We start from the raw sequence: 14,461 nt of genomic DNA on the forward strand, positions 1-14,461 counted from the left end.
AAACGGCGCCCCGTGAGCGCCGTTTTTTTATGGGTAACTTTTGCCGCCCCCATTCGCGAGCAGGCTCGCTCTCACAATTAAATGCAATCACCTGTGGGAGCGAGCCTGCTCGCGAAGGCGTCTTCAAGGGCGATAAAGATGCGCATGCCCGGCCCGATACAACGAAGACTCGCTGAACACCTCGCTGCCCAGCACCCTGCCAACCAAGATCAGCGCCGTACGCCGAAAGCCTTTGGCCTCGACCTTTGCGGCAATGTCCGCCAATGTACCTACCACCCAGTCCTGATCCGGCCATGTCGCGCGGTGAATAACGGCAATCGGGCAGTCCGCGCCGTAATGCGGCAGCAGTTCAACCAGTATCTTTTCCAGATGATTGACCCCCAGATGAATGGCCATGGTCGCGCCGTGCTGCGCCAGGCTCGCCAGTTCTTCGCCGGCGGGCATCGCGGTCTTGTCGGCGTAACGGGTCAGGATCACGCTTTGCGAAATGTCCGGCAGGGTCAACTCGGCGCCCAGCAGCGCTGCGCATGCCGCCGTCGCGGTTACGCCCGGAATGATCTCGAAAGGAATGTTCAGCTCACGCAAGTAGCGGATCTGCTCACCAATCGCGCCGTACAGACTTGGGTCTCCGGAATGCACACGGGCCACATCCTGGCCTTGGGCATGGGCAGTCCTGATCAGATCGATGATCTGTTCCAGATGCAGTTCAGCGCTATTGGCCACGATTTCGGCCTGATGACCTTCCAGCACCGCTGCGGGTACCAGCGAACCGGCGTAGATAATCACCGGGCAGCTGCGAATCAGCCGTTGGCCTTTGACGGTGATGAGTTCCGGGTCGCCGGGGCCGGCGCCGATGAAGTAGACGGTCATCGTTGAATCCTTGTGAAGAGGCGCAGGCACACTGCAGATGAAGCGTGCTCATGATCGATGGCGGGGATTATCGGGATTTTATGCAGCGCCGGCCAATGCCAGCGTGGCCTGCGCATATTTCTGCCGGTGGATCAGCAGTTTCGCCGGCGCCTGAATCAGTTGCTCGGCGAGCGCCAGCGCGGCGCTTTCCGCCACGCCGTAGCAGCCGGTGCGCTCAAAGGCGATCTGCGATTGATGGCTGAGGCGCTGCTGATAGGGCGCCAGTTCGGCACTGTTGAAATACTGCAGCGGCAGGTTCAATTGTGTGGCCAGTTCCAGCAACCCCGGTTCGTCGCGCTTGAGGTCGATACTCGCCAAAGCCTTGACCGCTCGCAGCTCGATGCGGTGCGCCTGCAACGCTTGATCGAGTAACGCACGCAACGTACTGGCCGGGCAGCCCCGCTGGCAGCCGAGGCCGACCACGAGGGTCGGCGCTGCGCGGTCATCGGTCATGCCTGATATGGGCCTGCGCTTTTGCGGCGGAACAACCATGCACTGATCAGGCCCAAGGCCAGCCAGAACGCGACGTTGGTCAGCTGCGAAGCGATTTTGAACTGGGTTTCCAGTGCCTTTGGAGCGAGCATCGAATGCACCTGCGGTTGCGGCGCGCCGATCACATGCGGCACGGCGAGAATCGCTACACCAAGAAGCTTCATCAGCCAGTGACGGCTGAAAGCGATCAGTGCCAGGCCGACAGCGGTCGAAGCGGCAGTGCCGATCCACCAGATCTGCCGCGAAGCCAGATCGGCGGCGGCTGTGCCCGGCAACTCAGGTGGCAGGCCCAAGGTCGGCGCGAGAACGAACGTGGCGTAACCGGCCAGACCCCAGAGCAGCCCTTGCGAGGTCTTGGTCGGCGCGCGCAAGGTGTACAGGCCGGCGAGCATCAAGGCGAAACCCACTGCCACCACCAGATTACCGCCAGTGGTCGAGACCACACGCTGCCAGCCGTCTTCCGGCTCCCAGGCTTCGCCATCATGGCTGTGGGCGGCGGTGCCGGCGGCGTGTTCGTGGACTTGCGCGACCGGTTCGGATTTCTCGAAGGTTTCGGCCTGCAGAATCAGTGGCGATACCCAGAAACTCTGCAGCAGGGTCAGCAGCAGGGCGGCCAGCAAGCCGGTGAAGCCTGCGGTTTGCGCGATACGTTTGATCATTTCGGCAGGCCTCAGTGGCACGGGAACGCGGCGCTGTGGCGGGTATCGTGGGCGGCGTTGTGCACCGCTTCGATGTGCGAGAAACCGGCGAACCAGACCAGGCTGGCACCGAGGATCGAGGCGAAGAGGGCGGCGGCGACGCGTTGGCCGAGTGTGGTGCTGCTGGAGATGTGGTCAGTGTGGCTGACGGTGTTACTGATGATCGACATAGCGCTTCCCTCTGAAATGTCAGCGGGTAAACAGAGCGCATGAAAATCCCTGCGGGCCGGGCACGCAGGGATTTCGAACAGCGCCCGCCCACCGCGGGTTTGTTTGTGTTCAGCGGCGCTTGCGCGCGCTGGGTGTTGCGGGCCGGTCTCCGGGCTCGCGAGGGGTTGGCTGGTCGCCGACCTGCAAGCATCACCTTCCCATGCCGGGGCACAGTGGATCTGACGCTTCGCTCGCTTACCGTTGCGGGGGCAGCACCGGACTGACATGGCTTTGAGTAAAGCACATGATTCACCGGTTTCCCGTTTCACCCTGTGAAGGGCACCCGTAACAAGGTGTGCAGGAGAACATGGGTTTGGGTTTTTAGTCAATTTCCGGGGGCGGATCCGTTGCTGCGGGGGGGGCTTTTTTTCGGGTGTTTTTGTGTGTATATCCGTTGCTGCGGGTGTTGCTGATTACGGTTTCGCCTTTACGGCGAGGCACTTTTTCCAAACGCCGAAAAAGTACCCAAAAAGGCTTGCTCCTACGTTCGGCCCTCGCAGGCTCGGGTTCCTTCGCTCCGGGACTGATCCGGGCGCAGCGGCTCCGGTTTGCTTCGCTGCACCTCCTTCCGCTGTGTTCGACTTCGTCGAACGGTCGCTGCGCTCCCACGCCCGGATCAATCCCTCCACTCAGCCTTCCGACGTCGCCGGTGGATCAAGATCAAGAGCACTCGAGCTTGCGCTCATTGTTGAGTGGGGCGGCTGCGCCGCGGGCAGCTGCGCTGCTTTGCTTTTGCTTTTGCTTTTGTGGGAGCGAGCCTGCTCGCGAAGGCGGCCTGACATCCGACCTGTTCTTGAGCTGGTGCGCGATCCAACTGTAGGAGCTGCCGAAGGCTGCGATCTTTTGCTTTTGCCTTTGCTTTTGCTCTGGCTTTTGATCTTTCGCCCCTTCGGCAGGCTTCGTTACGGGATCGATCCGGGGGTGGGAGCGCAGCGACCGTACGACGCAGTCGTACACAGCGGAAGGAGGTGCAGCGAAGCAAACCGTAGCCGCTGCGCCCGGATCGGTCCCGTAACGAAGGTACCCCAGCTCCAGCGAGCGGGCCGTACGCCGGGGCAAAGCCTTTTGGTTCCTTTTTGCTGGGCCGGCACTCCGGCGTTTGAAAAAGGGACTCGCTGTAAGAGCGAAACCATAAGAAGCCGTTACCGCAGCAACGGATATACCCCCAGTTTCAGACTCACCGACCATTGACCCACGACGGACCCATGCGTAGCCTTGCGCTTTCGAGGTTCTTCGGCACTCGCCGAAGCTAAGAAGGGAACGCGGTCAAAGCCGCGGCTGCCCCCGCAACTGTGAACGGTGATGTTCGTTGCCACGCCACTGCCAGCTCAACCGATGAGCCAGCGGGAAGGCGCAATGGACGCCAGGCCCAACGCCTGAACGCCGTCAGCCAGGAGACCTGCCTCGTCACAGATTCTCACTACAACCGGGCGGGGTGATCCGGTGGCGAATGCTTCCGGCGTGCATGCGCGCTGCCGGTTCTCGTCCCGTATGCCCGCCGCTTGCCAAAGGGCATACCGATGAAAACACTGGCCAAACTCCCCGTCACCATCGTCACCGGTTTCCTCGGTTCGGGCAAAACCACGCTGCTGCGGCACATGCTCGACAACGCTCAGGGCCGGCGCATCGCGGTGATCGTCAACGAGTTTGGCGAGCTGGGCATCGACGGTGAAATCCTCAAGCAATGCACCATCGGCTGCACCGAAGAAGAGGCCAGCGGCCGCGTTTATGAGCTGGCCAACGGCTGCCTGTGCTGCACGGTGCAGGAAGAATTCTTCCCGGTGATGCGCGAGCTGGTTGCCCGTCGCGGCGATCTCGACCACATCCTTATTGAAACCTCGGGCCTAGCCCTGCCAAAACCGCTGGTGCAAGCCTTCCAGTGGCCGGAAATTCGCAGTGCCTGCACCGTCGACGCAGTCATCACCGTGGTCGATAGCCCGGCGGTCGCCGCAGGCACATTCGCTGCGTTCCCGGATCAGGTCGATGCCCAGCGCAAACTCGATCCGAACCTTGATCACGAGTCGCCGCTGCACGAATTGTTCGCCGATCAACTGGCCAGCGCTGACCTGGTCATCCTCAACAAAGCCGACCAGACCAGCCCGGAAGATCTGGCTCGCGTACGCGCTGAAGTCGCCGAAGAGCTGCCGCCAGCAGTGAAAATCATCGAAGCCAGCAACGGCCGCCTGCCGCTGGACGTGCTGATCGGTCTCGGTGCCGGCTCTGAAGAACATATCGACAGCCGCCACAGCCACCACGATCATCACCATGACGGTGATGACGACGACCACGATCACGACGCCTTCGATTCGATCTCCATCGAATTGCCGCAAGCCGACGAAAGCTTGCTGCTCGACGCGCTGACGCAACTGGTGGTGCAGCACGGCATCCTGCGCGTCAAAGGTTTCGCGGCCATCCCGAACAAACCAATGCGTCTGCTGATCCAGGGCGTGGGCACGCGTTTCGACAAGCATTTCGACCGCCAGTGGGGCGCCGACGAAGCGCGCGTCACGCGTCTGGTGCTCATCGGTCAGGAGCTTGATGCGGCACAACTCGAAGCGCAATTGCGCGCTGCGCTCAGCGTTTAGCCATGCACCTGCTCAGGACCCAGCCCGGCGGATTCGTCTCGGACGACAACATTGCCGATCTCGGACAAACCCCCGCCGAGCTGGTGATCCTGTGCAGCGGCGATTCCAGCCTGGCGCTGCTCGCGGAGGCTGCGCAGCAACTGCCCGATGACTATCCGAGCCTGCGTCTGGCCAACCCGATGCAGGTGCAGAATCATGCCTCGGTCGATCTGTATGTCGACGAAGTGCTGCGCCACGCCAAGGTCATTCTGATCTCACTGCACGGCGGCATCGCCTATTGGCGCTACGGTGTCGAGCGGCTGGTCGAGTTGTCCGAACGCGGCGTGCAACTGATCCTGGTGCCCGGCGATGACCGCCCGGACCCCGAACTCAGCGACTTGAGCACGGCCAGCGCCGAAGTGCGCGATCGATTCTGGCAATTCCTGCGTCAGGGCGGCATGGGTAACGCGCTGGATTTCTTCCGTTGCCTGGGCAACCAATGGTTCGCCCGCGATTACCCGTGGAACGAGCCGCAAACCCTGCCACGCACGGCGATTTATCACCCACAGAAAAACAGCGCTGCCCTGAGTGACTGGCAAGCCGAATGGCTGCCCGATCAACCGGTGGCGGCGTTGTTGTTTTATCGCTCGCATTTGCAGGCGGCGAACACGGCGTTCATCGATGTGTTCTGTCAGCGTTTGCAGGCAGCCGGGCTCAATCCGCTGCCGATCGCGGTGGCCAGTCTGAAAGAACCCGGTTGCTTGTCGGTGGTCGAGGACTGGCTGGATGAAGTCGAGGCGGGGGTGATTCTCAACACCACCGGTTTTGCCCAATCGAGTCCCGAGGCGCCGCATCTGCGCCCGTTTCGCCGCAACATCCCGGTGATTCAAGCGATCTGCGCCCAGGACAACGAGCCTGGCTGGCGCGACAGCGAGCAGGGCCTCGGGCCGCGCGATCTGGCGATGCACATTGCTTTGCCCGAACTTGACGGACGCATCATCAGCCGCCCGATCAGCTTCAAGGATCTGGCCTGGCGCAGCGAGCGCAGCCAGTCCGATGTGGTCTGTTATCGCGCCCAACCTGAACGCATGGATTTCGTCGCCGAACTGGCGCGGCGCTGGATTGCTCTGGGGCGGGTGCCCAATGGCGAAAAACGCATCGCGCTGATCCTCGCCAACTACCCGACCCGCGACGGCCGCATCGGCAACGGTGTCGGCCTCGATACGCCAGCGGCGGCGCTGAACATCCTCCGCGCTTTGCGCGAAGAGGGTTATCCGGTCACGGCCGAGTTGCCCGATAGCGGCACCGAGCTGATCCAGCAATTGCTCGGCGGTGTCAGCAACGACCTCGACAGTCTCGACCTGCGCCCGTGCCAGCAGAGCCTGACGATGGACGATTACCTGGCAATGTTCAATGCACTGCCGCAGGCGAATCGCGCCGAGGTACTCGAGCGTTGGGGATCGCCACACAACGATCCGATGTGTCGCGACGGCCGGCTGATGATCGCCGGTCTGCGTTTCGGTCTGACCTTTGTCGGCATTCAGCCGGCGCGGGGTTATCAGGTCGATCCGAGCGCGGTGTATCACGACCCGGATCTGGTCCCGCCGCACGGCTATCTGGCGTTCTATTTCTGGTTGCGCAACACCTACGGCGCCCACGGCGTGATTAACGTCGGCAAGCACGGTAATCTCGAATGGCTGCCGGGCAAAGGGGTGGGGCTGTCGGAAGGCTGCTGGCCCGACGCGCTGCTCGGGCCGTTGCCGAATATCTATCCGTTTATCGTCAACGATCCGGGCGAGGGCGCCCAGGCCAAACGGCGCACGCAAGCAGTGATCATCGACCACCTGATGCCACCGCTGACCCGCGCCGAAACCTACGGGCCGCTGCGCAATCTGGAGCTGCTGGCCGACGAATATTACGAGGCGCAACTGCTTGATCCGCGCCGTGCCCGCGAGTTGCAGCGCGACATTCTGCAATTGGTACGAGACACGCAAATCGACCGCGAATTGCAACTGGATGCCGCGCTGGACAGCGATGCCGATGCGGCGATCTGGTTGCCGCGTCTGGACACTTATCTGTGCGATCTGAAGGAATCGCAGATTCGCGATGGGTTGCACATTTTTGGTGAATCGCCGAGCGGGCGCTTGCGTATCGACACCTTGCTGGCGTTGCTGCGCATCCCGCGCGGTGACGGAAAGGGTGCGCAGTCGAGTGTGTTGCGAGCACTGGCCAAAGCGTTTGAACTGGGTTTTGATCCGCTGGATTGCGCATTGGCCGAGCCGTGGAGCGGCCCGCGCCCGACCGAGTTGCAGGCCATCAGCGAAGAAGTATGGCGCACCGCCGGCGACACCCGCGAACGCCTCGAATTGTTTGCCGCAGACCTGATCTTCCAAGCACTGAATGTCCCCTGTGGGAGCGAGCCTGCTCGCGAAAGCGGTGAGTCAGGTAAATCATTGTTGAATCACACACCGAGTTCGCGAGCAGGCTCGCTCCCACAAGGGGCGGGTTGGGCTGAGGTTGATTCGATACTCGACCATCTGCGCGAAGTCGTCGCCCCGCGCCTCGACGCTTGCGGCCCCGCCGAAATGCGCGGTCTGCTCGACGCCCTCAGCGGTCGTTTCGTTCCGGCCGGCCCCAGCGGTGCGCCCAGCCGTGGCCGCCTCGACGTGTTGCCCACCGGGCGTAATTTTTATTCAGTCGACGTGCGCAATCTGCCAACAACTACCGCGTGGCGCATCGGATTCCAGTCGGCAACGCTGATTCTCGAACGGCATCTGCAGGACCACGGCGATCACTTGCGCCACCTCGGCTTGTCCGTGTGGGGCACTGCAACCATGCGCACTGGCGGCGATGACATTGCTCAGGCCATGGCTTTGATGGGCGTGCGTCCGGTCTGGGCCACGGGCAGTCAGCGCGTGGATGATTTCGAGATTCTGCCGCTGAGCCTGCTCGATCGTCCGCGGGTCGACGTGACGCTGCGGGTTTCGGGGTTTTTCCGTGATGCGTTTGCCAATCTCATCCGCCTGTTCGACGCCGCCGTGCAAGCGGTGGCCGCACTGGACGAGCCGGATGACTTGAACCCACTCGCCGCCAAGGTGCGCGCCGAACGCGAGGCGCTGTTGCAGTCGGGCGTCGATGAAGATACCGCGCGGCGTCAAGCCGGGTGGCGCATCTTCGGCGCGAAACCGGGGGCGTATGGCGCCGGGGTGCAAGGCGCTATCGATGGACGTCTGTGGCAGTCGCGCGAAGACCTCGCCGAGGTCTACCTGAACTGGGGCGCCTATGCTTACGGCGGTGCCGACGAGGGCACGGCCGCCCGTGCGCAATTCAGCCAGCGCCTGAGCCAGGTGCAAGCGGTGCTGCAAAACCAGGACAACCGCGAGCATGACCTGCTCGATTCCAACGATTACTACCAGTTCCAGGGCGGCATGCTCGCTGCGGTGGAAACGCTGCGTGGCGAAGCGGCGGCCAGTTATCACGGCGATCACAGCCAGCCGGATCTGCCGAAGATTCGTACCTTAAAGGAAGAATTGAACCGCGTGGTGCGCTCGCGCGCGGCGAATCCGAAGTGGATCGACGGGGTCAAGCGTCACGGCTACAAAGGCGCGTTCGAACTGGCGGCGACGGTTGATAATCTGTTCGCCTTCGATGCGACTACGCAATTGATCGACGACCATCAATATGCGTTGCTGGCGGAGGCATATTTGCTCGATCCGGCGACCCGGGATTTTGTTCGTGAGCATAATCCCCATGCGCTGCGCGACATGACCGAACGCATGCTCGAAGCGCAGCAGCGCGGGATGTGGCAGGAGCCGGGGGCTTATAAAGAAGCGCTGGAGAATTTGCTGTTGGATATCGAGGAAGATATGTAGCCGCTAAAAAGCTACCCTCACCCCAGCCCTCTCCCGGAGGGAGAGGGGGCCGATCTTTAGCGCTGTCGAAGTTTGCGTCGACCCGATGCATCACGTCGACAGAACTCGAGAGGCCATCACGGTCTGTTCCCTCTCCCTCTGGGAGAGGGCTAGGGTGAGGGCAACAACTGACACACCACAACGTCACGACCATCCACGACCACGAAAGAGAAACCCATGACCGACACCCCGCATTTCCCGCTCTCCGCCGTGGTCGGCGCCGATGACTTGAAGCTCGCCCTGTGCCTGACCGCCATCGACCCGAAAATCGGCGGCGTACTCATCGAAGGCCCGCGCGGCATGGCCAAGTCGACGCTGGCGAGGGGCCTGGCGGATCTGCTCGCCAGCGGCCAGTTCGTCACCTTGCCGCTGGGCGCCACGGAAGAGCGCCTGGTCGGCACCCTCGATCTCGACGCTGCCCTGAGCGACGGTCGCGCGCAGTTTTCGCCCGGTGTCCTGGCCAAGGCTGACGGTGGCGTGCTGTACGTCGATGAAGTCAATCTGCTGCCCGATCATCTGGTCGACCTGCTGCTCGATGTCGCCGCCAGCGGTACCAACCTGATCGAGCGTGACGGCATTTCCCATCGGCATTCGGCGAAATTCGTCCTGATCGGCACCATGAACCCGGAAGAGGGCGAACTGCGGCCACAACTGCTTGACCGCTTCGGCTTGAACGTTGCCCTCAGCGGCCACACCGCGCCCGCCGAACGTGGACAGATCATTCGCCGGCGGCTGGATTTCGACAGCGATCCACAAGGGTTCTGCGCGCAGTGGGCGAGCGAGCAACACATCCTGCGTTCGCGCTGTGAAAGCGCCCGCGAGCGCCTGGCAGCCATTCCACTGGATGACGCGGCATTGGCGTTGATTACCGAGCGCTGTTTCGCTGCTGGCGTCGATGGCTTGCGCGCCGATCTGGTCTGGTTGCGCGCGGCCCGCGCCCATGCCGCGTGGCGTGGGGCGGATGCGATTGCTGAAGAGGACATCGACGCGGTGGCCGAATTTGCCCTGCGCCATCGCCGTCGCGAACAACCTTCATCCAGCGCCCAATCACAAGCGCAATCTCCGTCAGGCACAGACAGCAAATCCGGCGAAGGCCAGGGCCAGTGGGGCGAGATGCCGGCAACGGCGCAAGCCACCGGTGCCCGCCGCGAAGTTCCGAGCTGGCCGCCACAGGCAAAAAAGCCCTAGGCATTCGCCCCCGATCCGACGCGGGGGCGAATGCCAGACCCCGTGCCGGACAACTCGATAACGGTCGTCAGGGCCAACGCCAGAGCGCCAGCAGCGGTTCGGTGAACTGGCCGGGCACGCTGCTCAATGGCCTCCCTCAGCGTCGCGCTGATTTGCTGTTTCAACAGCGTACCCGTTCGCCCCATGAAGTCTGGCTGGTGATCGTCGACGCGTCGGCTTCGACCCGTCGCCATCAGGCCTTGAGCGATGCCAAGGGCCTGCTCGCGCAGTTGTTCGACGATGCTTACCGCCAGCGGGCGCGGCTGGCGTTGCTGACCGCCAGTGGTTCTGCGCCGAAATGGCAGGTGCAAGGCTTGAAGGCCTCAAGCGGCCTGAGCACCTGGCTCGCCGGCCTGGGCGCTGGTGGCGGCACGCCGTTGCTCGCGGCGCTGGAACAGGCGCAGCAATGGCTGACGGTTAGACGCAAGCGCTTTCCCGCCGAACAGCAACGCTGCCTGATCGTGACCGATGGTCGCTTGAAAGAGCTGTCGGGGTTGCCGGTGCTGGCGTGCCCGGGATTGCTGATCGACATCGAACGCGGGCCGATTCGACTGGGCCGGGCGAAGGATCTGGCGACCGCGCTGCAAGCGCAGTATCAGCATATCGATGAGCTGGGTCCACGCTGAAATCCGCCGCACCGCTCGCACCCTTTGGGAGCGAGCCTGCTCGCGAAGGCTTTTTCGGCAACGCTGAAAATCTTCGGTTACATTGATTTATACAGATCTTGAAATGATTTACCGCTGTGGAGCGGACCAGTCGACCCTGTACGCTCGAAGGCCATTTTTCATTCAGGATCTACATGAACACCCTCTCGGAGCCTCCCAGTCAGCACTCTCCAGCACGCCTTCGCGCGGTCTTGATCCATTCGCAGCATCCCGTCTTCCGACTCCCGACTATGGTTGATAACGCGGCCCTTGAGCCTTCGCGTTGCACTTCGCCGTGTCCGGCCGCCTGAATTCACTGAAGAGAGATCGAGACGTTTTATGGAATGGTTAGCGGATCCCACGGCCTGGTTAGGCCTGTTGACTCTGATCGTGCTGGAACTGGTGCTGGGTATCGACAACCTGGTGTTCATCGCAATTCTTGCCGACAAACTGCCGCCGCATCAGCGTGATCGTGCGCGGATCATCGGCTTGTCGCTGGCGTTGATCATGCGCCTGGGCCTGTTGGCGAGCATTTCCTGGCTGGTTACGCTCACGCAACCGTTGTTCGAGGTGTTCGACAAGAGCTTCTCCGGCCGCGACCTGATCATGCTGTTCGGTGGCGTGTTCCTGTTGTTCAAGGCGACGATGGAGTTGCATGAACGCCTCGAAGGCCATGTCGGCGAGCGCTCGGCCAACACGACCTACGCGCTGTTCTGGCCGATCGTGGCGCAGATCGTGGTGCTCGACGCCGTGTTCTCGCTCGACGCGGTGATTACCGCCGTGGGCATGGTCGATGAACTGGCGGTGATGATGATCGCCGTGATCATTTCCATCGGCCTGATGATCGTCGCCAGCAAGCCGCTGACCCGCTTTGTCAACGCGCACCCGACCGTGATCATGCTGTGCCTGGGCTTCCTGATGATGATCGGTTTTGCCCTGACCGCCGAAGGTCTGGGCTTCCATATCCCGAAAGGTTACCTGTACGCGGCCATCGGTTTCTCGATCCTGATTGAGGTGTTCAATCAGATCGCCCGGGCGCGGCGCAAACGTTCGATGCAGGGCGTGCGGCCAATGCGTGAGCGCACGGCCCATGCGGTGATGCGTCTGCTCGGCGGGCGCAAGCTGGCGGCGGAGGAGGTTGGCGAGGAAATCTCCGACTTGCTGGACAACGGTGAAGCGCCGGTGGCCGAGCTGTTCGACCGTCGTGAGCGGGTGATGATCAGCGGCGTGCTGCAATTGGCGGAGCGGCCGATTCGCAACCTGATGACGGTGCGCGCCGACGTTGACCTGATTGATCTTGCGGATGACGCCGAAACCATTCGCACGAATTTGATGCATTCGTCCTACTCGCGCTTGCCGTTGATTCGCGATGGCGCGGTGGACGAGCCGCTCGGCTTCGTACACAAGAAGGAATTGCTCAAGGAGTATCTGACCGGCAACGAGCCGAACCTTGAGCATCTGGCGCGCAAGACGATCAATCTGCTCGACAGTTATTCCATCCTCAATGCCCTGGAGCAGATGCGCGCGGCCTCGACCCACATCGCTTTCGTGGTCAACGAGTTTGGCGATTTCGTCGGCGTATTGACCATGACCGACATCCTCGAATCGATCGCTGGCGAACTACCCGATGCCAGCGAAATCGAAGGCCCGGACGTGGTCGAAGAGCGCGGCGGGTTTCTGGTCAGCGGCGCGCTGCCCTTGGCTCGCGTTCGCCAGCGTACCGGCTTCGATGCCGAGCCGACCGAGGATTATCAGACGATGGCCGGGTTGGTGATGAGTCTGCTGGATCGCTTGCCGATGACCGGCGATCAACTGGAATACGAGGGCTGGCAATTGACTGTCAAAGCGGTGGAAGAGCGGAGGGTGACGCGGGTGTTGCTGGAGCGCGCTGCCGCGTAATACTTGCGTTTTCTAAAAGCTGTGCCGGCCTTTTGTGCGAGCGGGCTCGCTGCCACATTGCAATGCGGTTCAATGTGGCAGCTAGCCTGCTCGCGAAGGCAATTTGGCAGGCACTCCATACCTCTGAGGAGGCTCGTTCAGTACATCCTCCGTAGGCGCCCATGTGGGACGGTACGCAAAGTACGAAGTGTCTGACGCAGCCAAGGCAGATCATGCTTCCGTTTACGCGCGGCAAAGGGGGCTTTGGTCTTGCCGATGTGCACGGCGAAATCCCGTGCGAGGGTTTCTTCAGTGCCGATACCTTTGAGCTTTTTCAGCAGCCTGCCGTTTTTATAGAACAGCACGGTTGGCGTGCCCGTGACATTCGGGTGCTTGGGCGATTGGCTGGTGTTGAGCATATAGATGGCGGCGCGCAGTCGGTAAGGCTCGGCAATCTGCCGAAAGATCGGCCCGGACCATTCGCAGGCGGGGCAATGTTCATTGGCGAAATAAAGAATGACCGGACGCCAGGTTTTCAGGGCTTTGCGGTAAACCGGGGCCAGCGCGGAAGTTGTGTTGGTGACGTTCATCGAAGGGTCCTTTTCAACGAGCGGATAGGTTGCTTGACGTTAAAGGAGTAGGCATGTCGGGGTCTACTGTCAGAAATTACAGGTGGACTGCGTAACCACGAGAAGTGCTGTCGTCACGGTGATAGCCGTCGCGAAACGGCAGGGTGGTGATGTCTACAGGCAGGCGCTAAAGCGCTGATACCGGGTTTTGCTCAACTGTCACCCTGATTCGCACCACAACGGCGCGATCTGACCCAAGTTGGGAACGCATTACCCCTTTCCTGGCTTTGTCAGGTGTTTCCTTCGCTCCTGGTCGGGCCAAACCCTTTGGTCCACGAAACATATCTTGTTGATTCCAAAAGCTTTCAACGCAGTTACAGATTTCGCGAGATTCCTGTGGCACACTTTCTGCTGTCTATTCCGTAGTAACAAACCGTGTTCCGGTATAGCGGAATAAACACAATTCTGGAGTGCTTGCCATGCGTCGCCATCCTTCGTTGTTCAAAGCGTGTGTTTTTGTCCTTGCGGCTTCTTCCTCGGTCATGGGTCTGGCCCAGGCGGCCGACAGCAAGCTCGACAGTGTTCTCGCCCGTGGCAAGTTGATCGTGGGCACCGGCAGCACCAATGCGCCGTGGCACTTTCAGGGCGCGGACGGCAAGTTGCAGGGTTTCGATATCGACATCGCCAGGATGGTGGCCGAGGGACTGTTCAACGACCCGAGTAAAGTCGAGTTCGTGGTGCAGTCGTCCGATGCGCGGATTCCCAATCTGCTGACCGACAAGGTCGACATGAGCTGCCAGTTCATCACCGTCACCGCCAGCCGTGCCCAGCAAGTGGCATTCACTCTGCCGTACTACCGCGAAGGCGTCGGCCTGCTGTTGCCGAACAACAGCAAGTACAAGGAAATCGAAGACCTGCAGGCAGCGGGCGATGACGTTACCGTTGCGGTGCTGCAAAACGTCTACGCCGAAGAATTGGTGCATCAGGCATTGCCCAAGGCCAAGGTCGATCAGTACGACAGCGTCGACCTGATGTATCAGGCAGTGAACTCTGGCCGTGCCGATGCCGCCGCAACCGATCAGTCGTCGGTCAAATACCTGATGGTGCAGAACCCGGGCCGCTACCGCAGCCCAAGCTACGCCTGGAGCCCGCAAACCTACGCGTGTGCGGTGAAACGCGGCGATCAGGACTGGCTGAACTTCGTCAACACCGCGCTGCATGAGGCCATGACCGGGGTTGAGTTCCCGACCTACGCCGCCTCCTTCAAGCAATGGTTCGGTGTCGATCTGCCGTCGCCCGCGATCGGTTTCCCAGTCGAATTCAAATGATCCCGTGAGAGTGGGGCGATTTCAGTCGCCC

The 14,461-nt window shown here is 61.6% G+C and carries 11 protein-coding genes and 2 riboswitches; of the genes, 6 read left to right on the forward strand and 5 right to left on the reverse strand.

What is annotated here, in order from left to right:
• Positions 1–123 precede the first annotated feature (123 nt).
• From cobM to AB4N85_RS06970, 4 genes are all read right to left on the reverse strand, one after another.
• Positions 124–870 carry a precorrin-4 C(11)-methyltransferase gene (gene cobM / locus AB4N85_RS06955; protein ID WP_252869345.1) on the reverse strand — a complete coding sequence of 249 codons (747 nt, stop codon included), beginning with the start codon at positions 868–870 and terminating at the stop codon, positions 124–126.
• A 78-nt stretch (positions 871–948) separates the two neighbouring features.
• Entirely contained in the window at positions 949–1,362 is a 414-nt protein-coding gene (locus tag AB4N85_RS06960) for a cobalamin biosynthesis protein (protein WP_122507089.1), read from the reverse strand.
• Positions 1,359–2,060 (reverse strand): CbtA family protein, encoded by a 702-nt coding sequence (locus AB4N85_RS06965; protein ID WP_460067484.1) that lies wholly within the window; start codon positions 2,058–2,060, stop codon positions 1,359–1,361. Before AB4N85_RS06965 ends, AB4N85_RS06960 begins: the two co-directional genes overlap by 4 nt.
• A gap of 11 nt (positions 2,061–2,071) precedes the next feature.
• Entirely contained in the window at positions 2,072–2,269 is a 198-nt protein-coding gene (locus tag AB4N85_RS06970; protein WP_016774486.1) for a CbtB domain-containing protein, read from the reverse strand.
• Positions 2,270–2,392: 123 nt separating this feature from the next.
• Positions 2,393–2,611, reverse strand: a riboswitch (cobalamin riboswitch).
• A 907-nt stretch (positions 2,612–3,518) separates the two neighbouring features.
• Positions 3,519–3,730, forward strand: a riboswitch (cobalamin riboswitch).
• A gap of 99 nt (positions 3,731–3,829) precedes the next feature.
• Between AB4N85_RS06970 and cobW the strand changes: the two genes are divergently transcribed.
• The 5 genes from cobW to AB4N85_RS06995 all read left to right on the forward strand — a co-directional run bounded on the left by cobW (position 3,830) and on the right by AB4N85_RS06995 (position 12,554).
• Positions 3,830–4,894 carry a cobalamin biosynthesis protein CobW gene (gene cobW / locus AB4N85_RS06975; RefSeq protein ID WP_095179740.1) on the forward strand — a complete coding sequence of 355 codons (1,065 nt, stop codon included), beginning with the start codon at positions 3,830–3,832 and terminating at the stop codon, positions 4,892–4,894.
• Positions 4,895–4,896: 2 nt separating this feature from the next.
• Positions 4,897–8,745 carry a cobaltochelatase subunit CobN gene (gene cobN, locus AB4N85_RS06980; RefSeq protein WP_460067486.1) on the forward strand — a complete coding sequence of 1,283 codons (3,849 nt, stop codon included), beginning with the start codon at positions 4,897–4,899 and terminating at the stop codon, positions 8,743–8,745.
• Between the two features lie 216 nt (positions 8,746–8,961).
• Entirely contained in the window at positions 8,962–9,972 is a 1,011-nt protein-coding gene (locus AB4N85_RS06985; protein WP_252869347.1) for an ATP-binding protein, read from the forward strand.
• Positions 9,945–10,637, forward strand: a complete 693-nt coding sequence (locus tag AB4N85_RS06990; protein WP_252869549.1) for a vWA domain-containing protein — start codon at positions 9,945–9,947, stop codon at positions 10,635–10,637. Before AB4N85_RS06985 ends, AB4N85_RS06990 begins: the two co-directional genes overlap by 28 nt.
• A gap of 357 nt (positions 10,638–10,994) precedes the next feature.
• Entirely contained in the window at positions 10,995–12,554 is a 1,560-nt protein-coding gene (locus AB4N85_RS06995; RefSeq protein WP_252869348.1) for a TerC family protein, read from the forward strand.
• A 137-nt stretch (positions 12,555–12,691) separates the two neighbouring features.
• Here AB4N85_RS06995 and AB4N85_RS07000 read toward each other — a convergent pair whose 3' ends face one another.
• Positions 12,692–13,123, reverse strand: a complete 432-nt coding sequence (locus AB4N85_RS07000) for a thioredoxin family protein (protein ID WP_252869349.1) — start codon at positions 13,121–13,123, stop codon at positions 12,692–12,694.
• Positions 13,124–13,581: 458 nt separating this feature from the next.
• Here AB4N85_RS07000 and AB4N85_RS07005 point away from each other — a divergent pair, with 458 nt between their 5' ends.
• Positions 13,582–14,430 (forward strand): transporter substrate-binding domain-containing protein, encoded by an 849-nt coding sequence (locus AB4N85_RS07005; protein WP_252869350.1) that lies wholly within the window; start codon positions 13,582–13,584, stop codon positions 14,428–14,430.
• Positions 14,431–14,461 lie beyond the last annotated feature (31 nt).

This window comes from Pseudomonas sp. H1_G08, from assembly GCF_054681355.1.

Excerpts from the sequence above, each read along its gene's own strand:
- AB4N85_RS06985 (WP_252869347.1), top strand. The coding sequence starts at position 8,962 with ATGACCGACACCCCGCATTTCCCGCTCTCCGCCGTGGTCGGCGCCGAT.
- AB4N85_RS07005 (WP_252869350.1), top strand. The coding sequence starts at position 13,582 with ATGCGTCGCCATCCTTCGTTGTTCAAAGCGTGTGTTTTTGTCCTTGCG.
- cobM (WP_252869345.1), bottom strand. The coding sequence starts at position 870 with ATGACCGTCTACTTCATCGGCGCCGGCCCCGGCGACCCGGAACTCATC.
- cobN (WP_460067486.1), top strand. The coding sequence starts at position 4,897 with ATGCACCTGCTCAGGACCCAGCCCGGCGGATTCGTCTCGGACGACAAC.
- AB4N85_RS06960 (WP_122507089.1), bottom strand. The coding sequence starts at position 1,362 with ATGACCGATGACCGCGCAGCGCCGACCCTCGTGGTCGGCCTCGGCTGC.
- cobW (WP_095179740.1), top strand. The coding sequence starts at position 3,830 with ATGAAAACACTGGCCAAACTCCCCGTCACCATCGTCACCGGTTTCCTC.
- AB4N85_RS06970 (WP_016774486.1), bottom strand. The coding sequence starts at position 2,269 with ATGTCGATCATCAGTAACACCGTCAGCCACACTGACCACATCTCCAGC.
- AB4N85_RS07000 (WP_252869349.1), bottom strand. The coding sequence starts at position 13,123 with ATGAACGTCACCAACACAACTTCCGCGCTGGCCCCGGTTTACCGCAAA.
- AB4N85_RS06995 (WP_252869348.1), top strand. The coding sequence starts at position 10,995 with ATGGAATGGTTAGCGGATCCCACGGCCTGGTTAGGCCTGTTGACTCTG.
- AB4N85_RS06965 (WP_460067484.1), bottom strand. The coding sequence starts at position 2,060 with ATGATCAAACGTATCGCGCAAACCGCAGGCTTCACCGGCTTGCTGGCC.